The sequence below is a fragment of the Streptomyces rubiginosohelvolus genome (genome assembly GCF_014649875.1).
In the GTDB taxonomy this organism is placed as follows: Bacteria; Actinomycetota; Actinomycetes; order Streptomycetales; family Streptomycetaceae; genus Streptomyces; species Streptomyces rubiginosohelvolus.
The window spans coordinates 381,351-405,328 of record NZ_BMTW01000003.1 but is presented as its reverse complement, the minus strand read 5'-3'; the positions used below and the strand labels follow the sequence as shown (position 1 = coordinate 405,328).

Below are 23,978 nucleotides of genomic sequence, written 5' to 3'. Positions count from 1 at the left end.
GTCCGCCCGCCCGGACCCGCCTGTTTTCACTGGAGGAAGCACGTAATGGAATCCCCTGCCCGCCGCCCGCGGCTCGCAGTGATCGTCGCGAACGGTGTCACGGGCGACTCGCGGGTGCAGAAGACGGCTGTGGCAGCCGCCCGGGACGGCTGGGACGTCACGCTGATCGGGAGGAGTACCGGCAAGCGCGTCGAGCGCTCCAGGATGGGCCCGATCGATGTGATCAAGGTGCCCGTGACGACGGAGTTCAAGCGTGCGGTGAATGTGCGCAGAACCCATCCGCTGCGCGGCTCCGTGACACAGTTCGGGATCCGGGACCAGAACGAGCTGAACCGGTACAAGGCCTCCTACCGTGCCTGGGTCCGCCAGAAGTCCGCGGAGTCGGCCTGGGCGAAGGAGCCCCGGAAGGCGTCCTTGAAGGCCGTGCTGCGGGCCCGCCGTGTCCTCCACCAGCTGCGTCTGCGCGCGTTCAAGTGGGAGGAGCGACGTGGGTCGTCCAAGGACCCCGCTCCGGTCCGTGACTGGCGCCGAGACTGGCCGCAGCTCGTCGACATCGACCTGGCCTTCGGTCCGGTGCTGGAGAAGCTCAAACCGGACGTCATCCACGCCAACGACGCCACCACGATCGTCACCGCCGCCCGCAGCTCGGCGCGGCTGCGGGCGGCGGGGCACCGCTGTGTCTGGATCTACGACGCGCACGAGTACGTCCGGGGCGTCGAATGGCCCAACCGCCGGCAGGCCTACGCGTTCCCGGCCGTCGAGGCCGAGTTCATCGGCCGCGCCGACGCGGTGGTCACGGTCTCCAGCCAGCTCGCCGAACTCCTCGCCGCCGACCACAAGCTCCCCCGCCCGCCCGTGGTGGTGGGCAACTCGCCGGTGCGTGAGGTGATCGGTTCCGGCCGGGCCGGACCGTCCGTCCGCGAGTCCTGCGGCCTGGGGCCCGACGTACCGCTGATGGTCTATTCCGGCTGGCTCGGCCCGGAGCGCGGTGTGGACGCCGTCATCGACGGGCTCTCCGAGCTGCCCGGGGTGCACCTGGCGATCGTCTCCAGCCGGGTCACCCCGCTGCTGGAGGAACTGCTGCAGACGGCGGAGTCGCTCGGCGTACGCGACCGCGTCCACCTCGTGCCGTACGTGCTCCAGCACGAGGTCGCCGACTACCTCTCCTCCGCGGACGTCGGCCTCACCCCGTTCCGCCGGGTGCCCAACTGCGAGGTCTCGCTGCCGACGAAGGTGGCGGAGTATCTGCAGGCCGGGCTCCCGCTGGTCACCAGCGACGTGCGGGTCATCAAGGCCTACGTCGAGGAGAAGGGGCTCGGTACGGTCTTCACCTGGGACGACCCCAAGACCTTCGTGGCCGCCGCCCGGGACGCGCTGAGCAGGCGCCGGGAGCTGGCCGGGCACATCACCGAGGACGTGCTCAAGGACCTCTCCTGGGAGCAGCAGAGCGCGGCCCTGCTGGAGCTCTACCGCTCGTTGTCCAAGAAGACGCCGCCCGGCCCGCGCACGGACGTGCCGTGGACCGTGCAGGAGACCCCCGGGCTCAACCGCCCGGTGAAGGCCTCGGGTGAGGGCACCGCACCGACCTGGCGGAAGCTCGGAGCGACCCGGATCAAGCTCGGTCTCGGCCCCGCGAACTACGCCGGACAGGGCGCCGCGTTCGCCCAGGCGGTCACCCAGGCTAATCCGGACGTATCGGTCGAAGTGGTGATGAACCAGCTTCCCGAGTCGTTCGACTACCCCGCCGACGTCTACGTCGACGCCACGAGCCTCGCCGAACTCGACGTACAGCTGGAGCAGGTCAAGCGGGTCATCGGCCGCTATACACATGTGCTGGTCGACGCGTTCCAGCCGCTTTTCGGGCGGCTCAACGGCGACTCGATCCAGGGTGATCTCGCCGCGCTCCGCAAGGCCCGCGTCAAGGTCGCCCTGCTGGCCCACGGCAGCGAGATCCGCGATCCGGGCCGCCACCTGGAGCGCCACGAGTTCTCCCTGTTCCGCGACGCCCCCGAGGGAATCGCGGAGAAGCTCCGGACGAAGGCCCGCAGGAACCTCAAGATCGCCGAGAAGAGCGGGCTGCCCCTCTTCGTCACCACCCCCGACCTGCTGGAGGACCTGCCGACCGCCCAGTGGGCGCCCCTGGTCGTCGATGTGGCCTCCTGGGCCGACGACCGGCCGGTGATGGAGCGGGAGCGGCCCATCGTGCTGCACGCCCCCTCCAAGCGGTGGACCAAGGGCACCGACCGGATCATGCCGGTGCTGACGGAGCTCCACGACAAGGGAGTGATCGACTTCCGGCTCGCCGAGGGGATCCCCTGGAGCGAGATGCAGGAGCTGGTCAAGTCGGCGGACCTGGTCCTGGACCAGTTCACCACCGGCAGCTACGGCACCTTCGCCGTGGAGGCGATGGCGGCGGGCAAGCCCGTGGTCGGCTACATCAGCGAGACGGTGAGGAAGGCCACGCAAGGAGGGCTTCCCATCGTCAACGCCACCCCCGACACCCTTCGGGAGGTGCTGGGCGCCCTGCTGGAGGACCGGGAGGGCACTGCCGCGATCGGGCGGGCGTCGGTCGAGTTCGCCCATACCTACCATGACGGAACCTGGACCGCCCAAGTGCTGGGTGGATTCCTGAAGTGAATGGTCCAGAAAGGCTGTTGATGGAAGCGCAGGACGTGTCGGAGGACGGGCCCGGCAGGGGCCGGGTCGTCATGCTGGTCGACAACAAGGTCGACGGCGACTCCCGGGTGCAGAAGGCCGCGGAGTCCATGGCCGCGGCCGGCTGGGACGTGACCCTCCTCGGCCTGGTGCGCAGCGGCAGCGGGCGCAGCTGGAAGCTCGGGGACGCACAGGTGCGGCTGCTGCCGCTGAAGACCCCGCTGGCCAAGCGGCACGCGGAGCGGCACCGCTCCCTGCTGCGCCGGCCGCTGGCCTACCCGCCGGGTCCCCTCGGGGCCTACCGGCGGCAGTGGGTGAAGGCGTGGCGGGCGGACGTGATGACCAGGCGTGCGGCGCTCAAGGTGGCTCCGCACTCCGTGGGCTCCCCGCTGTTCCGCAAGTCCGAGAAGGTCCGTCTGGTCGTCGCCGGACCGGTCTCCCGGATCGTGCAGAGCTGGGTCGCCTTCCGCTCCGGCCAGACGGCCGAGGCGCAGCGCGCCGGGCGTGCGCTGCGCGGCCCGCTGGACCGCGCGTTCACCGCGTTCTGGAAGGCTGTGAAGGGCAAGAGGGCCTGGCGCAGGCTCGAACCCGTCCTCTGGGACTACGAGCTGACGTACGGCAAGGAGATCGACGCCCTCAAGCCGGACCTCATCCACGCCAACGACTTCCGGATGCTGGGTGTGGGCGCCCGCGCCGCGATACGGGCGCGGGCCAAGGGGCGCCAGGTCAAGCTGGTGTGGGACGCCCACGAGTTCCTGCCCGGGGTGCGCCCCTGGGAGGACAACGCCCACTGGATCCCGGGCAACACGGCGCACGAGAGCGAGTACGCCCCCTTCGCCGACGCCGTCGTGACGGTCTCCGAAGGGCTCGGTGACCTCCTGCGCGAGCGGCACGGGCTCACGGAGCGGCCCACGGTCGTTCTCAACGCGCCGGACCGTCCCGTCGAGCCGCGCGAGGGCGAGGAGACCGAGCCCGTACCCGATCTCCGTGAGCTGTGCGGCATCGGCCCCGACGTCCCGCTGGCCGTCTACAGCGGATCGCCCGGCCCGCAGCGCGGCCTCGGAGACATGGTCGAGGCGCTGCCCGCGCTCGACGGGGTGCACATGGCCCTGGTCGTCCCCCGGCCCGCGGCCGCGTACATCAAGGGGCTCCAGGCCAGGGCGGAGGAGCTGGGTGCGGGCGACCGGCTGCACGTCGTGCCCTACGTCCCGCACTGGCAGGTGGTCCGCTTCCTGTCGGCCGCGAACGTGGGCTGCATCCCGATCCACCACTGGCCGAACCATGAGATCGCTCTGATCACCAAGTTCTTCGAGTACTCGCACGCGCGGCTTCCGCTGGTGGTCAGCGATGTGAAGACCATGTCCGAGGTCGTCCGCTCCACCGGGCAGGGCGAGATCTGTGTCGCCGAGGACGTCCCGGACCTGGTCCGGGCGATCAAGCAGGTCCTGGCCGAACCGGACCGCTACACCGCGGCCTACGACAAGCCGGAAATGCTCGACACCTGGACCTGGGAGGCCCAGGCCGAAGTGCTGGACGGCCTGTACACGCGACTGCTTTCCGATGTGAAGAAGGCGGGCACCCGAGGATGAGCGCCACACCCGACGTCAGCGTCGTCGTCGCGGTCTACAACACGATGCCCTATCTCACGGAGTGCCTGAACTCGCTGGTGGGACAGAGCATCGGCCACGACCGGCTGCAGGTCGTGGCGGTCGACGACGGTTCGACCGACGACAGCGGCAAGGAACTCGACCGCTTCGCGCACCTGTACCCGGACGTCTTCACCGTCGTCCACCAGCCCAACTCGGGCGGCCCGGCCGCTCCGAGCAACCGGGCACTGGAACTGGCGACCGGTCGCTTCGTCTACTTCATCGGCTCCGACGACCATCTCGGCGAAGAGGCGCTGGAGCGGATGGTCGCCTGCGCCGACGCCAACGAATCCGACGTGGTCATCGGCAAGATGGTCGGGACCAACGGACGCTACGTCCACCAGAAGCTGTACACCGGAAACCGCGACGTCACCCTCGACGATTCCGAGCTTCCTTTCACTCTGGCCAATACCAAGCTCTTTCGCCGCGAACTGGTCGAGAAATACGGACTTCGCTTTCCCGAGGACATGCCGGTCGGAAGCGACCAGCCGTTCACCATCGAGGCGTGCGTCCGGGCCCGGAAGATTTCCGTGCTCTCCGACTACACCTGCTATTACGCGGTCAAGCGCGGCGACGCCAGCAACATCACCTACCGGGCGAACCACCTTGCCCGGCTCCGCTGCGTCCAGCGGATCATGGAGCACACGGCCGCGCTGATCCCCGCGGGTCCCCGGCGCGACGCCGTGTTCAAGCGGCACTTCGACTGGGAGCTGACCAAGCTTCTGCAGAAGGACTTCCCCGCGCTCGACGCCGACACGCGCCGCCAGGTGTGCGAGGGCGTCGGCGCCCTGGTGGACGCCTACTTCACCGACGGCCTGCGCGACGGCACCGGGGTCAAGCGCCGGGTGCGCTTCGGCCTGGCCCGCAGCGGCGCCGTCGAGGAGCTGACCCGCGCCATCGCGGAGGAGACCGCGCACGGAGCGCCCCCCTTCCTGCTGGAGGGCGACCGTGCCTTCGCCGCCTATCCCGGATTCCGGGACCCGGCCGTCGGTCTCGACGACCGCTATTACGAGGTGCGCGAGACGGTGGCGGGCCGCCTCTCCGCCGGGACGCGCCTGGAGTCGGCCGACTGGGAACAGCACGGCACGGAGCTCTCCGCCGTCGTGAACCTGCGCGTCGGCATCACGGGCGACACCTCGTCGGCCGTGGTCGCCCTCGCTCAGGGCGCCATGCCGCAGAGCGCGGACAAAGCGGGCGCACGTAAGCTCCCGGGGGACGCCGCACGCCCGAAGCGCGTCGGCACGCTCACCACCGGCCCGGCCGAGGACGGCGGCACCCTGCTGACCGCCCGGATTCCGCTGGCTCCCACGCGCTCCAAGAGGGGCGTGCGCCTGTACGTGGACGTGGCGGGCTCGACGTACGAGATCCCGGTACGCACCGAAGGGCGGCCGATGCCGTTGGCACGCCGCTGGGGGAGCGATGAGCCCCACCGCGTGGCAGCGAACGGCAACACCAAGGGCCGGCTCGTGATCACGACGGCCCCCCTGCGGGAACCGAAGTCCGGCGTCGGCGCGCGGCTGCGCCGAACGCTGTCCAGGTCGAAGAGGAAGTAACCCCGATGAACATCTGTGTAGTGGCGCTCGGCAAGATCGGGCTTCCGCTCGCCGTGCAGTTCGCCGCCAAGGGCCACAAGGTCATCGGCGCGGACGTCAACGAGAAGGTCGTCGAACTCGTCAACGCGGCCACCGAGCCGTTCCCCGGCGAGCACGACCTGGACGTCAAGCTGAAGGAGACGGTCGGCGCGGGCCTGCTCTCCGCGACGACGGACACCACGGCCGCGGTCGCCGCGTCCGACGCCGTCGTGGTCGTCGTCCCGCTCTTCGTGGACGCCGAGGGCACCCCGGACTTCGGCTGGATGGACGCCGCCACCAAGGCCATCGCGGCCGGCCTCAAGCCCGGCACCCTGGTCAGCTACGAGACCACGCTCCCGGTCGGCACCACCCGTACCCGCTGGGCGCCGATGCTGGCCGAGGGCTCGGGCCTCACCCCCGGCGAGGACTTCCACCTGGTCTTCTCGCCGGAGCGGGTGCTCACCGGCCGGGTCTTCGCCGACCTGCGTCGCTACCCCAAGCTCGTCGGCGGCATCGACGAGGCGTCCTCCGCCGCGGGCGTCGCCTTCTACGAGGCCGTCCTCGACTTCGACGAGCGCGAGGACCTGCCCCGCCCGAACGGCGTCTGGGACCTCGGTACGGCGGAGGCCTCCGAGCTGGCGAAGCTCGCCGAGACCACCTACCGCGACGTGAACATCGGTCTGGCCAACCAGTTCGCCCGGTTCGCCGACCAGAACGACATCGACGTCAAGAAGGTCATCGAGGCCTGCAACAGCCAGCCCTACAGCCACATCCACCAGCCCGGCATCGCCGTGGGCGGCCACTGCATCCCGATCTACCCGCGGATGTACCTGTGGAACGACCCGGAGGCGACCGTCGTGCGTTCGGCCCGCGAGGCGAACGCCGCGATGCCCGCCTACGCCGTCGACCTGCTGGCCGCCGCGTACGGCGACCTGGACGGCGTCGGGGTCGTGGTGCTGGGCGCGGCGTACCGCGGCGGCGTCAAGGAGACCGCCTTCTCCGGTGTCTTCGGTGTCGTGGAGGCGCTGAAGGCGCGGGGCGCGGTGCCGTTCGTCTCGGACCCGATGTACACCCCGGAGGAGCTGACCGCTCTGGGCCTCGTCCCGCACGAGGGCCAGGCCGTCACCGCGGCGGTCCTCCAGGCCGACCACGCCGAGTACCGCGAGCTGTCCGCCGCCGACCTTCCGGACGTCCGCGTCCTGGTCGACGGCCGCCGCACGACGGACCCGGCCAACTGGGCCGGCGTGCGCCGCGTCGTCATCGGCGGCTGACACCGCCGGGCAGGACCGAGGAGCCTCCGCCGTCATCCGGCCGGGGGCTCTTCGGCGTGCCGCGGTCCGCCCGGTCCCGGTCCTCCCGGGCCAGCCGGCTCCGCAGCCACCGCTGGGACGGCCGCTCGACCAGGCGGTGGAGCAGCCAGGCCGCCAGGATCATCAGCGCGACGGTGAGCAGCAGGGTCGGCCAGGCGCCCAGCCTTCCGTACAGGCTGCGGATCACCGCCCAGCCGAGCTCCTCGTGCAGCAGGTAGAGCGGATAGACCAAGGCCCCGGCGGGCGCGAACCCACGCCATCCCACTCGGTCCAGCTTGTGCAGGGCGACCGCCAGCACCAGCAGGTAGAACACGGTGACCAGAGCGAGCGCGATGTACGGGTCGCGGTCCATGCCGCGGTCGTGCCGGAGGCCGTCGGCGTGCTGGACCAGATCGCTCTGCATCACCAGCCAGCCGGCGGCCAGCAGCCCCCACAGCTGGAGGTCGGGCCCGAAGCGGTACATCAGATACATCGCGATGCCGCTCACGAACAGCGCGGTGTTCAGCGGCTGCGCGAAGATCCCGAGGATCGGCACCTGGTTCCCCGGCTGCTGCACGAGCACGCTCGCCAGGAGCCACAGCCAGCAGAAGACCGAGACGCGCCGGTAGTCGAGCCCCTTCCAGATCACCAGCAGGAAGATCAGATAGAACGTGAGCTCGACCCACAGGGTCCAGTAGGCGCCCACCAGATGCTGGGCGGAGAGCGGGACCTGGAGCATCGTCAGGTTCGTCAGCGACTCGCTGATGCTCGGCCCGGTGCGCGCCCCGTCGGGCAGTGCCCGCCAGACCACGAACGCGGCGACCGCCGAGAACCAGTAGGCGGGGAAGAGCCGCAGGAAGCGGGCCCGGACGAACTGGCCCGGGCTGCGGTCCCAGGCCGACAGGCAGATGACGAAGCCGCTGATCAGGAAGAAGAGCTGGACCCCGTACGAACCGTACGAGGTCACGGGGAACAGCCAGGGGAACAGCTCCCGGGGGTTCACCCCCCAGTTGGCCGCGGTCGCCGCGTCCACGCCGGTGTAGTGAAAGGCCAGGACGCTCAGCGCGGCCATCACCCGCAGGGCGTCCAGGGCGTACAGCCGCGGCGTGGCCGACGGGCCGGAACCCTGGTGCCCCACCTTTGCGGGTATGGCCGACGCATCGGCCACCTTGACCTCGATCTGGCTCATGGTGCCTCGTTCGGCTCGCCCGGAAAGGCACCACAGTAAGGCACCCCACGGGGAACGACCGGAGAGTCCGGGGCACACCGAGACACCGCCGGAGCGGGCCGCAGCCAGTGGACCCGGCCCGTACTCCTGCGGCGCGGAGGGCCTACGCGGCGCGCTCCCCGAGGACCCCGTCCTTCTCCTCGTACACCGCCCCGCTCTGCGGGCACTCCCAGACTCCCGGCTCGCCCTCGCGTGCGACCAGGCGGACCCCGCTCCGGCCGACCCAGCCGATCTGCCGTGCGGGCACACCGACCACCAGGGCGAAGTCCGGCACGTCCTTGGTGACCACGGCACCGGCCGCGACCATCGCCCACCGGCCGATACGGACCGGCGCGACGCAGACCGAGCGGGCGCCGAGCGACGCGCCCTCGGCGACCTTCACGCCGACGGCCTCCCAGTCGCCGCCACGCTTCTGCTTGCCGTCCGGGTCGACCGATCGCGGGTTGTGGTCGTTCGTGAGGACGACGGCGGGTCCGACGAAGACGCCGTCACCGAGCTCTGCGGGCTCGTAGACGAGGGCGTAGTTCTGCAGCTTCACGTTGTCACCGATGCGCACCCCGGTGCCGACGTAGGCACCCCGGCCGACGACGCAGCCCTCGCCGAGCCTGGCTCCCTCGCGGATCTGCGCCAGCTCCCAGACGCTGGAGCCGTCCCCGATCTCGGCGGTCTCGTCGACCTGGGCGGTGGGCTGGACCCTGTAGTTCACGTACTGCGCCTTCCGGAAGAAACACCTGAGCCGTGCTGTCCGGCGAGCATACGACCACCTGGATATTCCGCTGTGCCGGGCATGCCCGAAAGCTAGGCTGCCTGCTCAACACCCTTTGGGTGCTTGCCCTTTGACGGAAGAGACGGAAGAGGAACATGCGGATGAGCAGCTGGACGAAGAGAGCCGCGACCACGGTGTCCGGTATGGCACTGGTGGCGGGCAGCCTCCTGGCCGGAGCCCCCTCGGCCCAGGCGGCCGGAGCGTGTGCGTCGGATGCCCTCTGCGTCTACGACGGGTCCAGCTTCACCGGCAAGAAGATCTCCAGCAGAAGCACGAATTCCTGCTTCTCGACGTCCTCCTACGACTTCGACTGGATCGCCTCCTACAAGAACAACCTCCCGGTCAAGGCCATCGTGTGGGTGCCGCACGACAAGTACCCGTGGTTCCGCGAGGCGCGTACGTTCCCGGCCGGGGGCTTCAGCAGCCGCATAGGCGTCGACGGACTCGGCGGCGAGTACTACGACCAGGTCTGCATGGGGAATGCCAAGCCCTGGGGGTGACCGGGCCCGGTTTGACCCCCACACCCCCGCCCCGTAACCTTGACCCTCGGTGTGTTTCCTTAACGCGCCCACCCCTGAGCACATCCCTCCCGGTAACGGTCGGTGTTCGCGCCGTCCGCCAGGAGAGGCCGCTCATCCTTCCGGATCGACACGGGCCCCGGCCCGTGCGGGCGGCTGGCATCAGGGGTTCCGTTCCGAGCGAGAGAGAGATCCGCGTGTACGCCATCGTGCGCAGCGGTGGTCGCCAGCACAAGGTTGCTGTCGGCGACATCGTTGAGGTTGACAAGATTTCCACTGCCAAGGTTGGCGACACGGTCGAGCTCTCGACCCTGCTCGTTGTCGACGGTGACGCGGTCACCAGCGACCCGTGGGTGCTGGACGGCATCAAGGTCACGGCCGAGATCGTGGACCACCACAAGGGCGCGAAGATCGACATCCTTCGCTACAAGAACAAGACCGGCTACCGCCGCCGCCAGGGTCACCGCCAGCAGTACACGGCGATCAAGGTCACCGGTATCCCCACGGCTGCGAAGTAAGGGACTGAGAACACATGGCACACAAGAAGGGCGCATCGTCCACTCGGAACGGGCGCGATTCCAATGCTCAGCGGCTCGGCGTGAAGCGCTTCGGCGGTCAGGCCGTCAACGCCGGTGAGATCCTGGTCCGCCAGCGCGGCACCCACTTCCACCCCGGCGCGGGCGTCGGCCGTGGCGGCGACGACACGCTGTTCGCGCTGACCGCCGGTGCGGTGGAGTTCGGCACGCACCGCGGCCGCAAGGTCGTGAACATCGTTCCGCTCGCCGTCTGAGTCCTCTCGACGCGCGCAGAACGACACACAGCACCTTCCGAGGGCGGATCTCAGCTTTCCCGGCGAACGGGGAAGCGGGTCCGCCCTCGGCGTGTTACGACAGAGACAATTCCGCTTTTTCCGCTCCACCTGCACCTGTTATCTGGAGGCACCCACCATGACCACCTTCGTGGACCGCGTCGAGCTGCATGCCGCCGCGGGTAACGGAGGCCACGGCTGCGCCTCCGTACACCGTGAGAAGTTCAAGCCGCTGGGCGGCCCCGACGGGGGCAACGGCGGACGCGGCGGCGACGTGATCCTCGTCGTCGAGCAGTCCGTGACCACGCTGCTCGACTACCACCACCACCCCCACCGCAAGGCCACCAACGGCCAGCCCGGCGCCGGCGACAACCGCTCCGGCAAGGACGGCCAGGACCTGGTCCTGCCCGTCCCCGACGGCACCGTCGTCCTCGACAAGGCCGGGAACGTCCTCGCCGACCTCATCGGCCAGGGCACCACCTTCGTGGCCGGTCAGGGCGGCCGCGGCGGTCTCGGCAACGCCGCGCTGGCCTCGGCCCGCCGCAAGGCCCCCGGCTTCGCGCTGCTCGGCGAGCCGGGTGAGAGCCGCGACATCGTCCTGGAGCTCAAGACCGTCGCCGACGTGGCCCTCGTCGGCTACCCGAGCGCGGGCAAGTCCTCGCTGATCTCGGTGCTCTCCGCGGCCAAGCCGAAGATCGCGGACTACCCGTTCACCACCCTCGTACCGAACCTCGGCGTCGTCACCGCCGGTTCGACCGTCTACACGATCGCCGACGTCCCGGGCCTCATCCCCGGCGCCAGCCAGGGCAAGGGCCTCGGCCTGGAGTTCCTGCGGCACGTCGAGCGCTGCTCGGTGCTCGTGCACGTCCTGGACACCGCCACCCTGGAGTCCGACCGCGACCCCGTCTCCGACCTCGACATCATCGAGGAGGAGCTGCGCCAGTACGGCGGCCTGGAGGACCGGCCCCGCATCGTCGCCCTGAACAAGGTCGACATCCCCGACGGCCAGGACCTCGCCGACATGATCCGCCCCGACCTGGAGGCCCGCGGCTACCGCGTCTTCGAGGTCTCCGCGATCGCCCACAAGGGCCTCAACGAGCTGAGTTACGCGCTCGCCGGGATCATCGCCGAGGCGCGCGCCAGCAAGCCGAAGGAGGAGGCGACCCGCATCGTCATCCGCCCGAAGGCCGTCGACGACGCGGGCTTCACGGTCACCGCCGAGGGCGAGGACCTCTACCGGGTGCGCGGTGAGAAGCCTGAGCGCTGGGTGCGCCAGACCGACTTCAACAACGACGAGGCCGTCGGCTACCTCGCCGACCGGCTCAATCGCCTCGGCGTCGAGGACGCGCTGGTCAAGGCCGGCGCCCGGGCCGGCGACGGCGTCGCGATCGGCCCCGAGGACAACGCGGTCGTCTTCGACTGGGAGCCGACCATGCAGTCCGGTGCGGAGATGCTCGGCCGCCGCGGCGAGGACCACCGCATGGAGGCCCCGCGCCCCGCGGCGCAGCGCCGCAGGGACCGCGAGGCCGAACGCGACGACGCACAGAAGGAATACGACGAGTTCGACCCCTTCTAGTCGAACCCCTTCCAGGGCCGTGACCGGTGGCCCGTCTCTGCGGAGGCGGGCCGTCCGGTAGCCTCGGGGCCGGGCGTCGGCGGTTTCCGCCGGTCACACCGGGTGCACGTGCTGCTCATGTGCCGATTACGCAACACATCTGTGGGGTCGGTCACCCCGCGCAACACCCCCGGAGCGCCCAACCTCCCTGGCCAGAGGGTGAACTGCGGGTATCCGCGGGACGAGCGACGGACGACGTCCACCTTGCGAGACGGTCACGGAGAGTGCGACCATCACACTGTTCCCCCGTCATAGCAAGGTAGGTCGTCTGTGTCTGTGCCGCATGAAGCCAAGCCCCGGACCACAGCGGTCGTACTCGCCGGTGGCACCGGTCAGCGCGTCGGCCTCTCGATCCCCAAGCAGCTGCTGAAGATCGCCGGCAAGGCCGTCATCGAGCACACGCTGACCATCTTCGAGAACGCCGAGGGCATCGACGACGTCATCGTGCTGATGGCGCCCGGTTTCGTCCCCGACGTCGAGAAGATCGTCGCGAAGGCCGGACTGCGCAAGGTCACCCGGATCATCGAGGGCGGCACCACCCGCAACGAGACCACCGAGCGCGCCATCGCGGCCCTCGGCGAGGGTCTCGCCGAGGGCGAGGACCGCAACGTCCTCTTCCACGACGCGGTCCGCCCCCTGCTGTCACAGCGTGTGATCACGGACTGTGTCGACGCGCTGGAGCGCTACCAGGCCGTCGACGTCGCCATCCCGTCCGCGGACACGATCATCGTGACGCGTACGCACGGTGAGGACGGCGAGTTCATCACCGACGTGCCCGACCGCTCCCGGCTGCGCCGCGGCCAGACGCCGCAGGCCTTCAAGCTCTCCACGATCCGCAAGGCGTACGAAGTCGCGGCGGGGGACCCCAACTTCCAGGCCACCGACGACTGTTCGGTGGTCCTCAAGTACCTCCCCGACGTACCGATCTACGTGGTCGCGGGCGACGAGTACAACATGAAGGTGACCCAGCCGGTCGACGTCTTCATCACCGACAAGCTCTTCCAGCTGGCCTCCACCGCCGCCCCGCGCCAGGCCGACGAGGCCGCCTACCGTGAGCTGCTCACCGGCAAGACCCTCGTCGTCTTCGGCGGTTCGTACGGCATCGGCGCCGACATCGCCGCCCTCGCCGAGAGCTACGGCGCCAAGGTCTACGCGCTGGGCCGCTCCACCACGGGAACGCACGTGGAGAACCCGGAGCACGTGGACGACGCGCTCTCCAAGGCGTACGGCGAGACCGGCCGGATCGACTACGTCATCAACACCGCGGGCGTGCTGCGGATCGGCAAGCTGGCCGAGACCGACAACACGACGATCCAGGAAGCGCTGAACGTCAACTACCTGGCCCCCGTGCAGATCGCCCGCGCCTCGTACAAGTACCTGGCGGAGACCCAGGGCCAGTTGCTGCTCTACACCTCCAGCAGCTACACCCGGGGCCGCGCCGAGTACAGCCTCTACTCCTCCACCAAGGCCGCCATGGTCAACCTCACCCAGGCGCTCGCCGACGAGTGGGCGGGCGAGGGCATCCGGGTCAACTGTGTGAACCCGGAGCGCACCGCGACCCCGATGCGGACCAAGGCGTTCGGCCAGGAGCCCGAGGGCTCGCTGCTCTCCTCGGAGGCCGTCGCGCGCACCTCGCTGGACGTCCTGCTCTCCGAGCTGACCGGCCATGTCATCGACGTACGGCAGCAGGACCCGACGGCGGGCGCCGCCGAGTCCTCGGGCTTCGAGCAGGCCCTGGCCTCCGTGCTGGACCGTCAAGCAGATGTGTAATAATTCTTGACAAATGTGCTTTTCCGGGCCTCTGTTCGTCGCTTTCCGCGATGGCAGAGGCCCGAATGCGTGAAGCCGCACCTTCACATTTCCGCCAATACGTGAATCAACCGGCACCCCCTGGAGCAGGTTCTTCGTGATCTCGACAGCCATTCGCCTGGCCCGTGTGGGCAGCAGGTCAGAACTGGCGGCAGCAGTGTTGATGGGGCTGGGATATCCCTGCGTCATGCTCGCCGCGCTCATTCCGAACGTCTGGTTCTTCGCGGCGCCCACAGCTGTCACGTATGTCGCGGACTGGTATCTGCACCAGCGGGGGAGCTATCTGATCAACCGGCTCGGCAAGGTGCGCGCCGGGCTGTCGATCCGCTTCCTGCTCCGGCAGCTGATGGTCATCCTGCTGCTGGCCCGCCTGGACCTCGCCGAGTCGCCGCTGTTCTACGCGGCGGTGGCCTGCTTCCTGCTCTTCTACGGGCTCCAGGCGCCGCACGGGGCCATGACGACCCTGATCCGGCTCCGCCGCACCATGCCGGTCGTCACCCGCAACGTGGACCTGCACGCGGTCCGCATCCCCGACGCCCCGCCCGGCGCGCTGATGCGGCGCTCCGCGGAGAAGATGCTGCACCTCGACATTCCGGCCGTGGTGGGCGTGCTGATCGCCGCCGGGACCGGTGAGGACGTCATCGGCTATGCGGGCATCGGCCTGACGCTGCTGCTGGCCCTGCTCTCCCTCGCGCTGCTCGTCCCGTACGTGCGCCGCGGCCGGCTGGCTCCTCCGGCCCCCGCCGTGCTCAAGGCCGTCGACAGCTGGCTGCGTGAGTACCAGCCGACGGTCGTGCTCTACTTCTCCGGCTCCAACGAGTCCGCCTACCAGGGCAACATGTGGCTGGAGACCATGAGCCGGGTCGAGGGCCGCCCGCTGATCATCATGCGGGAGCGCGGTCTCGTCCCGCAGCTCGCCGAGACCTCGGTCCCGGTGATCTGCGTCCCGGCGGGGACCCACCTGATGAACCTGGACCTCTCCACGGTGCGGGTCTGCCTCTACCCCGCGAACGTGGGCAAGAACATCCACATCCTGCGCGTGCCGACCATGAAGCACGTCTTCATCGGCCACGGCGACAGCGACAAGCTCGCCAGCGTGAACCCCTACTCCAAGGTGTACGACGAGGTGTGGACGGCGGGCCGGGCCGGCCGCGACCGGTACGCGCTGGCCGATGTGGGGATCCGCGACGAGGACATCGTCGAGGTCGGGCGCCCGCAGCTGGAGCCCATCAAGAGCTGGACGGGAACGGTCAAGAACCCCATCCCGACCGTGCTGTACGCGCCCACCTGGGAGGGCTGGGACGACAACCCGGGCAACACCTCCCTGCTGCTGGCGGGCGAGAACATCGTGCGCCGGCTGCTGAACGCCGCCGACCCGGTCCGGATCATCTACAAGCCGCACCCGTTCACCGGCATCCGCAGCGCCAAGGCCAAGGCCGTCAACGCCCGGATCCGGGCCATGCTGGAGAAGGCCGCCGCCGAGCGCGCGGCGGAGCCCCGCTGGGCGAAGGAGGCATCGTCGGCCGCCGCCGGGCAGAGTGCCGCCAAGGCCGAGCTGGCCCGGATCGAGGCGCGGCTCGCGCAGCTCGCGGCCACCGGCCGCGCGGGCGGCGACGACGCGGAGGAGTCGCGGCTCTCGCTCGCCGACCCGGTCCGCGAGGCGGAGACCGTACGCCTGAGGGCCGAGTGGAACGACGCCTACTGGCGCTCCTTCGGCTGGTGGGAGCACCGTACGGTGACCGGCGCGCAGCCCAAGCTGTACGACTGCTTCAACGAGTCCGACGCCATGGTTTCGGACATCTCCAGTGTGGTCTCCGACTTCATCGCGAGCGGCAAGCCGTACGCGGTCACCGACTCGGCCGCGCTCGGAGCCGCGGAGTTCAAGCGGCAGAACACCGCGGTGCGCGCCGCGGTCATCCTGTCCAACGGCGCCGAGGAGCTCGACGCGCTGCTGGCCGCGGTGGCCGACCCGGCGGCGGACGCGCTGGCGGATGCCCGGCGTGAGCTGAAGACCTACCTCCTGGGGCCGGACGAGCCGACCTCCATGGAGCAGTTCAACGCCGCCGTACGGGCGCTGGCGGCCAAGGCCGAGGCCCGTAACCTGGCCGCCGCCCAGCGGATCGGTGAGCAGGCCGTGGCGGTGCCGGACGCGGAGGCCGTCACCAGCGGCGTCGGCACCGGCGATCCGCAGGCGGCCGTCGAGGCCGACGCCACGGCGGACCCGGACGCTCCGGAGGCCGACGCGGCGGAGGGCGAGGCGAAGGCCGCGCTCAGCGAGGGGACCCCGTCCGTGCGCTGAGCGCTATGCAGTCGTACGGTCGCACGCCGTACATCTGATCGAACTGGCTGAAAAGCAGGCAACCCCGACCGCGACCCGTACGTCTCTCCTGAGGGAGGGATGTACGGGTCGTTCGGCATGTTGATGCATAAAAGTTGCATAGTCGGGCAATCTGCCTCCTTTCGTGATCAAATCGACAGGTGCACATGGTCGACATGCCCAGGAAGAACCACGAGCCCGATGTCAGTGTGATCATCGGGGCGTATGACGCGATGCCCTACCTGGTCCGGTGCCTGGAGTCCGTCGAGGCGCAGACCATCGGCGCGGACCGCATGGAGATCGTCGCCATCGACGACGGCTCCACCGACGGCACGGGCGCCTGCCTGGAGGAGTTCGCCGCCCGGACCGCGATCCCCATGAGAGTCGTCCGGCAGCCGAATTCCGGCGGACCCGGCGGCCCGCGCAACCGGGGCCTCGACCTCGCCCGCGGCCGGTACGTCTTCTTCCTCGACGCGGACGACTACTTCGGCGAGGAAGCCCTGGAGCGCATGGTCGCCATGGGGGACCGGGCGGGCACGGACGTGGTCCTCGGGAAGATCGTCGGCGTCAATCGCGGTGCCGCGAAGTCGATGTGGGGGGAGACCGTCGAGCGCGCCGACCTGTACTCCTCCAACATCAAGTTCACCCTGAGCGCGCAGAAACTGTTCCGGCGCGACCTGCTCGTACGCCTCGGCATGGCCTTCGACGAGAAGCTCAAGACGGGCGAGGACGCCCTGTTCACGATGGAGGCGTATCTGCGAGGCAACGGGATCTCCGTCGTCGCCGACTACACCTGCTACTACCTGGTGGGCCGCGAGGACCGCAACCAGATGACCAAGAAGGGCGGCTTCCAGCGCCGCTTCGACTCGGCCCGCGCCCTCATGGGGCTCATCGCCGAGTACGTGCCCCCGGGCCCCCGGCGCGACGCCTTGATGGTGCGCCCCTTCGTCATCACCCTGCTGCCGCAGTTCGGCCCCGGACTGGTGAAGCAGAAGGCCAAGGTCCACGAGCGGAAGATGGCGCTCGCGGCCCCCCTGATGAAGGCGTACTGGACGCCGGGGCTCGGCCGCAACCTCAAGGTGAACGAACGGCTGCGGCTGATGTGCCTCGCCGCGGGCCGGCTCGACCTGCTCCTGGAGATCGCCGCCTTCCTGCGCGACAAGAAGGAGCCCGAGATCGTCCGCCGGGGAAACCCGCCCCGTCCGCACCTCGCCTACCCGCACTTCGGCGAGAGTTCCGTGCTCCCCGACAGCGCTTACGAGGTGACCGTCACGGAATGGGTCGGCGGACGGCGGATCGAGGCGCCGCAGCGGGGGCCCCGCCCGTCCTTCGCCCGGCGAGTGGTCCGCAAGGCCCGCCGGACCGTGCTCAGCGCCCTGCGCACCCCCCGCGCACACCGCGTCTGACCGGGAGTTCGAGGGCTGACCGGGAGCCCTCGCCGGGGCTCCCGGTCAGCCCTCGAACATGGCTTCCCGTCCTGGGCGCCGACCAGGGCGAGTTCGTCCTGTGAGGGGTGTCACGTCATACTGTGGGGCAACCATGAGACCGTTGAACACGTCTCATTAACGCCCCGTCTTCCTGGGGTTCATGATCTGCACGTCCCCCCGGAAAGGCCTTCCCCCCGTGGCGTCCCTCGAAGCGATCCCCGACGAGCTCGGTCGGCTCATGAAGTACTTCCCGGAGACTCCGGCCGAGGAGCGCCCCGAATTTCACCGGCAGGCCAAGGACTTCCTGGCCCGTGCCGCCCCGAAGGTCGTCCGGCAGTTCTCCCCGATGGCCCGGGTCAAGTGGCACCTGGCGGCCAGCGGCCGCGGCGACGAGCTGATCGACCTGCTGCACTACGAGCGCGAGAACCCGGGCGCCTTCTCCGTCCGCGGCCTGCGGCGCGCCCGCATCGAGCTGCCCGGCGTCGAGAGCTCCTCGCTCCCCTCCTCCGTGCGCAACTTCAACCGCAGCGAGCTCCCCGTACGCGGCAAGCTCCTCGGCCTCGCCTGGGAGGACGGCAAGCTCCAGATCAAGGGCTACGCCTACATCCCCAACGTCCCCTCGGCCACCGGCAAGCGCTCGCTGCGCGTCGCCGTGCTCCGCCGCCAGGGCAGCCGCTCCACCCTCCCGCTGCGGCTGCGCACGGTCGTCGAGCCCCGCGCCACCGCCGAGGCCAAGGGCGCCCTGCACAACTACGACTGGTCCGGCTTCGAGATCGCCGTCGACCCGGCCCGCCTCCGGGTACGCGGCCAGTGGCAGCCCGGCATCTGGCGCCTGGGCGTGGGCATCCCGCGCCCCGGCGGCATGTCGGTCGGCAGCATCACCAAGAACAACGCGGGCGCGGCCGGACACAGCCTCACCCGGACCCTCGACGACGGCGTCCGCCTCGTCGCCGGCTTCGACCGCAACCGGCTGAGGCTGTCCGTCGACGTCGTCCCGGCCGAGATCATCGCCCAGGAGGCCGACGGCGACACCCTCACCGTCACCCTGCGCTCCCGCGTCACCACCCCCGCGGGCAAGTACCCCACCGCCCTGCGCATCGACCACGAGCCCAGCGGCTTCGCCACCGACCTCCCGCTCCAGCAGGGCGAGACCGGCGCGGACGGCTGGCTCCGCCACACCGCCCGGCTGCCCCTGGCCGATCTGCCCGTAGACGGCGTTCGGCCCGGCAAGTCCGTCAAGTACCGCACGCTCATCGTCTTCGCCGACGGCACCACCCGCCGCGCCACCAACGGCACCGGCCCCGTCACCGGCGTACACCCGCTGCCCGAGGGCCGCGAGCTGGCGATCCTCACCGACGGCGCGGGCAACTTCACCCCGCAGGTCCGCACGGTCCAGCCGGTCGTCGACGGCGTCGAGTGGACCGCCGACGGCGAACTGGTCCTGACCGGCGTCTACACCGGCCCCGCCGAGCAGATGAAGATGGTCCTGCGCCACACCGGCCGCAACGAGGACCGCCCGCTGCCCGTCGAGTTCGCCGACGGCCGCTTCACCGCCCGGCTGCGCCCGGACACCATGCCCACCTACGAGGGCACCGTCCCGCTGCGCGCCGGCCGCTGGATGCCGCGGCTGCGCCGCACCACCGAGTGGGACCACACCCGCGACCTGCCGGTCACCGTCCGCCCCGACCTCGTCGGCACGCTCCCGCTGGCCCACCGGGGCGAGCACCGCACGTACACCGTCGAGCGGGTCGACTTCGACCGGATCTTCGTGGAGTCCGGCCCGGTCCTCGGCCCGGAGCTGCGCGGCGCCTACCGCCAGCGCCTGATGCGCGACGTCTACACCCCCGAGCAGCGCAAACTGCCGCTCCGCGAGGCCGTGCTCTACAACAGCTTCGGCGGCAAGCAGTTCTCCGACTCGCCCCGCGCGGTCTACGAGGAACTCAAGCGCCGCGGCACCGAGGTCGAGCACATCGCGATGGTCCACGACCAGCAGGTCGTGCTGCCGCCCGGCGTCCGGGGCGTCGAGTGGGGCAGCAAGGAGTGGTACGAAGCACTGGCCCGCAGCCGGTACGTCGTCACCAACGGCGGCATCCGCGAGTGGTTCGTCCGCCGCGAGGGCCAGGTCGTCGTCCAGACCTGGCACGGCACCCCGCTCAAGCGCATCGGCGCCGACCTCCTCGGCACCCCGAAGGCGAACCTGGCCTACATCGCGAGCCTCCCGCAGCGCTCGCGCCAGTACAGCCTGTTCATCACGCCGAACGCCTTCACCACCCCGATCATGACCAACTCCTTCCGCCTCCAGTGCGAGGTCCTGGAGGCGGGCTACCCGCGCAACGACGTCTTCCACGCCCCCGACCGCGTCAAGCGCGCCGCGGCCGTACGGGAGAAGCTCGGCATCCCCGCAGGCAAGAAGGTCGTCCTGTACGCACCCACCTGGCGCGACGACCAGCGCTACGGCGGCCGCCGCTTCAAGCTCGACAACAAGATCGACGTCGAGGCCGCCCAGCGCGAGCTCGGCGAGGACCACGTGCTGCTCTACCGCAAGCACCACAAGGTCCTCGACTCCATCCCCGGCGCCGGACAGGGCTTCGTCTACGACGTCACGTACTACCCGGACATCGCCGACCTCTACCTGATCGCCGACGTGATGATCACGGACTACTCCTCGGTGCTGTTCGACTTCGCGCACTCCGGGCGTCCGATGCTCTTCTTCACGTACGACCTGGAGCACTACCGCGACACCCTGCGCGGCTTCTACTTCGACTTCACCTCCCGCGCCCCCGGCCCGCTGATCAAGACCTCCGAGGACCTGGTCTCCGCGATCCGGAACATCGACGCGGTCAGCGAGGAGTACAAGGAGAAGTACGCCCAGTTCCGGGTCGACTTCTGCGAGCCCTCCGACGGCCGCGCCTCCGCCCGGGTCGTCGACCGGATGCTCGCCGTCAAGGACGAGCAGCAGAGCTGAGCCCACCGGCCGCCCCCGCCGCCCGCCCACCCGACGTCCCCGGCCCCGCGCCGGACGTCCACCGAGCGGAACGGGCAGGCGGCGGGGGCGGCCGCTCGCGTACTGTGACGTGCCGGGGGCGGCACCGGGCGACCGGCTGCGACGCCCCCGTCGGACACCGGGGCGATCCAGAGCGAGGAAGCACGTGGCAGAGCAGAGGCCGTCGCACCGCGAGTCGGCGGTGACCGGCGCCCGCAGAGTCGTCGTCAAGGTCGGCTCATCCTCGCTCACCACGGCCTCCGGCGGCCTCGACGCCGACCGGGTCGACGCCCTCGTCGACGTCCTGGCCAAGGTCAGGGACGGCGGCGAACGCGAGGTCGTCCTCGTCTCCAGCGGAGCCATCGCCGCCGGACTCGCCCCGCTCGGCCTCGTCCGCCGGCCCAAGGACCTCGCCCGCCAGCAGGCCGCCGCCAGCGTCGGGCAGGGCCTCCTCGTGGCGCGCTACACCGCCTCGTTCGCCCGCTACGGCGTCCGCGTCGGCCAGGTCCTCCTCACCGCCGACGACACCAGCCGCCGCGGCCACTACCGCAACGCCTACAGCACCCTGGACAAGCTCCTGGAGATGGGCGCGGTCCCCGTCGTCAACGAGAACGACACCGTCGCCACCGACGAGATCCGCTTCGGCGACAACGACCGGCTCGCCGCCCTCGTCGCCCACCTCGTCCACGCCGACCTCCTCGTCCTGCTCTCCGATGTGGACGGCCTCTACGACGGACCGCCCGGCACCCCCGGCGCCTCCCGGATCGCCGAGGTCACCGGCCCCGACGACCTGGCCGGCGTCACCATCGGCAGCGCCGGCAAGGCGGGCGTGGGCACCGGCGGCATGGTCACCAAGGTCGAGGCCGCCAACATCGCCACCGCCGCCGGCGTCCCCGTCGTCCTCACCTCCGCCAGCCGCGCCGCCGACGCCCTCGCGGGCCGCGACACCGGCACGTACTTCCACCGCACCGGCCGCCGCTCCGCCGACCGGCTCCTGTGGCTGGCCCACGCCTCCACCCCGCAGGGCGCGCTCACCCTCGACGACGGCGCCGTACGGGCCGTGGTGGAACGGCGCACCTCGCTGCTGCCCGCCGGAATCTCCGGCGTCGAGGGCGAGTTCAGCGCCGGCGACCCGGTCGAACTGCGCGATCCGCACGGCACCCCGGTCGCCCGCGGACTCGTCAACTTCGACGCCAAGGAGATCCCCCAGCTGCTCGGCCGCTCCACCCGGGACCTGGCCCGTGAACTGGGACCCGCCTACGAGCGCGAGGTCGTACACAGGGACGATCTGGTCATTCTCACGCCGCGCCTCACCCCCTGAAACGGCTGAAAGTCCGGCTCTTCGGCGGGGACCTTCGCCAAAACCACCCCACGCCCGGCTGTGGACTGGTCCACTTTGTAGTGGGGAAACAGGGGACCGGACTGCAACACATCACAGGAGGCCGCCGGTGAGACGAGCGCGCCCGGGGGCGCCGCCCCGAGGCACGGCCAACCGCGCCCTGACGAGTGTCGGAGCGGGGGTGGATTTCGACCGGAATCCCCTTCCGTCGGACACCGCCGAACGGGAGCCGGTCACGACGGCTGAGGAGGAGTCCCCGCACTCGAGACTCTGGCACATCACCCTCAGCGTGTCGGGCACCGAGACTCCGCTCGCGGAGATCAGACGCGGCCTGGAACAGCTCGCGCACGACCACCCCTTCCTGCTGACCAGCCGCTACGCGGGCGACCACGCGGAGATCCGCTACTGGGAAGAGGCCCGCGACCTGCACGACGCGGCCGCCGTCGCGCTGCGGCTGTGGGGCGAGCACCGCTCCAGCGCCCAGCTCCCGCCCTGGGAGATCGTCGGCCTCGAAGTCATCGACCGCGAGACCTACCACCTGCGGGTCGCCGAGGGCTACGGGCCGCCGCCCGCCTCCCCCGTGGGCGTCCACCCGTACTGACGGCCGGGCCGGCGGTCCCGGGGGAGGCGTCCGGCCCGCGGTCGGCCGTCTCGCATCACGGGATACGTGACGGATGCCCGCAGAGCGCGCATTACTCTGCGGGCATGACCACGCTCTCGCCCTACGACAACCTCTCCCCGGTCACGCAGGCCGCCTACCGGGCCCGCGCCGCCGCCGCCGACATCGCGCCCCTCCCGCGCGCGGCCAAGGACGACGCGCTGCTGGCCATCGCCGACGCCCTGGAAGTGCGGACCGCCGAGATCGTCGAGGCCAACGCGAAGGACGTCGAGCGCGCCCGCGAGGCCGGGACGAGCGAAGGCATCATCGACCGCCTGACCCTCACCCCGGACCGCATCCGCGCCATCGCCGCCGACGTACGGGACGTCGCGGCCCTCCCCGACCCGGTCGGGGAAGTGGTGCGCGGCTCGACCCTCCCCAACGGCATCGACCTCCGCCAGGTCCGGGTCCCGCTCGGCGTGGTCGGCATCATCTACGAGGCCCGGCCCAACGTCACTGTCGACGCCGCCGCCCTCTGCCTGAAGTCCGGTAACGCGGTCCTGCTGCGCGGCTCCTCCTCCGCCTACGCCTCCAACACCGCGCTCGTCCGCGTCCTGCGCGACGCGGTCGGCGGCTCCGGCCTCCCCGCCGACGCGGTACAGCTCGTCCCGGGCGAGAACCGTGACTCCGTGACGGAACTGATGCGGGCCCGCGGCCTCGTCGACGTCCTCATCCCGCGCGGCGGCGCCTCGCTGATCCGCACGGTCGTCGAGCAGTCCACCGTCCCCGTCATCGAGACGGGCACCGGCAACTGCCACGTCTACGTCGACGCGCAGACAGACCTGGCCATGGCCGTCGACATCCTGATCAACTCCAAGGCCCAGCGCCCCAGCGTCTGCAACGCCGCCGAGACCCTTCTCGTCCACAAGGACGTGGCGGACGACTTCCTGCCGCTCGCCCTGAACGCGCTGGCCGAGGCCGGGGTCACCGTCCACGGCGACGAACACGTCCTGGAGCGCGCCGAGGGCTCGAAGGCCACCGTGGTCCCGGCGACGACGGAGGACTGGGAGACCGAGTACCTCTCCTACGACATCGCCGCGGCGGTCGTCGACTCCCTGGACGCGGCGGTCGCCCACATCCGGCTCTGGTCCTCCGGCCACACCGAGGCGATCGTCACCACCTCGCAGGCCGCCGCCCGCCGGTTCACCCAGTTGGTCGATTCGACGACGGTCGCCGTGAACGCCTCCACCCGCTTCACGGACGGCGGGCAGTTCGGCTTCGGCGCCGAGATCGGCATCTCCACCCAGAAGCTGCACGCCCGCGGCCCGATGGGCCTGCCCGAGCTGACGTCGACGAAGTACATCGTCACGGGCGACGGCCACACCCGCTAGGTCTCGCCGGTCGGCCTC

17 protein-coding genes are annotated in these 23,978 nt (G+C 70.5%); 15 read left to right on the top strand and 2 right to left on the bottom strand.

The window, feature by feature from the left end; translation table 11 throughout:
* Positions 1-45: 45 nt before the first annotated feature.
* The 4 genes from IE134_RS11680 to IE134_RS11665 are packed head-to-tail and all read left to right on the top strand — an operon-like array spanning position 46 to position 7,143.
* Positions 46-2,637, top strand: coding sequence for a glycosyltransferase family 4 protein (locus IE134_RS11680; protein ID WP_189430388.1), 2,592 nt, complete (start codon positions 46-48; stop codon positions 2,635-2,637).
* A gap of 20 nt (positions 2,638-2,657) precedes the next feature.
* Positions 2,658-4,244 carry a glycosyltransferase family 4 protein gene (locus IE134_RS11675; protein WP_229823505.1) on the top strand — a complete coding sequence of 529 codons (1,587 nt, stop codon included), beginning with the start codon at positions 2,658-2,660 and terminating at the stop codon, positions 4,242-4,244.
* A complete protein-coding gene (locus tag IE134_RS11670) occupies positions 4,241-5,854 on the top strand; it encodes a glycosyltransferase family 2 protein (RefSeq protein WP_098020227.1) in 1,614 nt (537 codons plus the stop codon). Before IE134_RS11675 ends, IE134_RS11670 begins: the two co-directional genes overlap by 4 nt.
* A gap of 5 nt (positions 5,855-5,859) precedes the next feature.
* The gene (locus IE134_RS11665) at positions 5,860-7,143 is read left to right on the top strand and encodes a nucleotide sugar dehydrogenase (protein WP_032785019.1); all 1,284 of its coding nucleotides are present in this window, start codon (positions 5,860-5,862) and stop codon (positions 7,141-7,143) included.
* Here the strand turns inward: IE134_RS11665 and IE134_RS11660 are convergent.
* Positions 7,130-8,350: an acyltransferase family protein gene (locus IE134_RS11660; RefSeq protein ID WP_189430386.1), complete on the bottom strand. Its 1,221-nt coding sequence runs from the start codon at positions 8,348-8,350 to the stop codon at positions 7,130-7,132. The two genes, IE134_RS11665 and IE134_RS11660, sit on opposite strands and share 14 nt — an antisense overlap.
* A 142-nt stretch (positions 8,351-8,492) precedes the next feature.
* Positions 8,493-9,095 (bottom strand): acyltransferase, encoded by a 603-nt coding sequence (locus tag IE134_RS11655; protein ID WP_097986822.1) that lies wholly within the window; start codon positions 9,093-9,095, stop codon positions 8,493-8,495.
* A gap of 161 nt (positions 9,096-9,256) precedes the next feature.
* Here IE134_RS11655 and IE134_RS11650 point away from each other — a divergent pair, with 161 nt between their 5' ends.
* From IE134_RS11650 to IE134_RS11600, 11 genes are all read left to right on the top strand, one after another.
* Entirely contained in the window at positions 9,257-9,655 is a 399-nt protein-coding gene (locus tag IE134_RS11650) for a peptidase inhibitor family I36 protein (RefSeq protein ID WP_189430384.1), read from the top strand.
* Between the two features lie 215 nt (positions 9,656-9,870).
* Entirely contained in the window at positions 9,871-10,191 is a 321-nt protein-coding gene (rplU, locus tag IE134_RS11645; RefSeq protein ID WP_010062939.1) for a 50S ribosomal protein L21, read from the top strand.
* Positions 10,192-10,205: 14 nt separating this feature from the next.
* The gene (gene rpmA / locus IE134_RS11640; RefSeq protein WP_006124388.1) at positions 10,206-10,463 is read left to right on the top strand and encodes a 50S ribosomal protein L27; all 258 of its coding nucleotides are present in this window, start codon (positions 10,206-10,208) and stop codon (positions 10,461-10,463) included.
* 157 nt (positions 10,464-10,620) lie between these two features.
* A complete protein-coding gene (gene obgE, locus IE134_RS11635; protein ID WP_030708325.1) occupies positions 10,621-12,057 on the top strand; it encodes a GTPase ObgE in 1,437 nt (478 codons plus the stop codon).
* Between the two features lie 309 nt (positions 12,058-12,366).
* Entirely contained in the window at positions 12,367-13,866 is a 1,500-nt protein-coding gene (locus IE134_RS11630) for a bifunctional cytidylyltransferase/SDR family oxidoreductase (protein ID WP_029182535.1), read from the top strand.
* 226 nt (positions 13,867-14,092) lie between these two features.
* Positions 14,093-16,204 carry a hypothetical protein gene (locus IE134_RS11625; RefSeq protein WP_229823503.1) on the top strand — a complete coding sequence of 704 codons (2,112 nt, stop codon included), beginning with the start codon at positions 14,093-14,095 and terminating at the stop codon, positions 16,202-16,204.
* A gap of 185 nt (positions 16,205-16,389) precedes the next feature.
* Positions 16,390-17,628, top strand: coding sequence for a glycosyltransferase family 2 protein (locus IE134_RS11620; RefSeq protein WP_189430462.1), 1,239 nt, complete (start codon positions 16,390-16,392; stop codon positions 17,626-17,628).
* Positions 17,629-17,845: 217 nt separating this feature from the next.
* Positions 17,846-20,614 (top strand): CDP-glycerol glycerophosphotransferase family protein, encoded by a 2,769-nt coding sequence (locus IE134_RS11615; RefSeq protein ID WP_189430380.1) that lies wholly within the window; start codon positions 17,846-17,848, stop codon positions 20,612-20,614.
* A gap of 184 nt (positions 20,615-20,798) precedes the next feature.
* Positions 20,799-21,953: a glutamate 5-kinase gene (gene proB, locus IE134_RS11610; protein WP_229823500.1), complete on the top strand. Its 1,155-nt coding sequence runs from the start codon at positions 20,799-20,801 to the stop codon at positions 21,951-21,953.
* Between the two features lie 127 nt (positions 21,954-22,080).
* Positions 22,081-22,572: a DUF8830 family protein gene (locus IE134_RS11605; protein ID WP_030708316.1), complete on the top strand. Its 492-nt coding sequence runs from the start codon at positions 22,081-22,083 to the stop codon at positions 22,570-22,572.
* Positions 22,573-22,676: 104 nt separating this feature from the next.
* Complete coding sequence (locus IE134_RS11600; protein ID WP_030708314.1) at positions 22,677-23,960, top strand: glutamate-5-semialdehyde dehydrogenase; 1,284 nt, start codon at positions 22,677-22,679, stop codon at positions 23,958-23,960.
* Positions 23,961-23,978 lie beyond the last annotated feature (18 nt).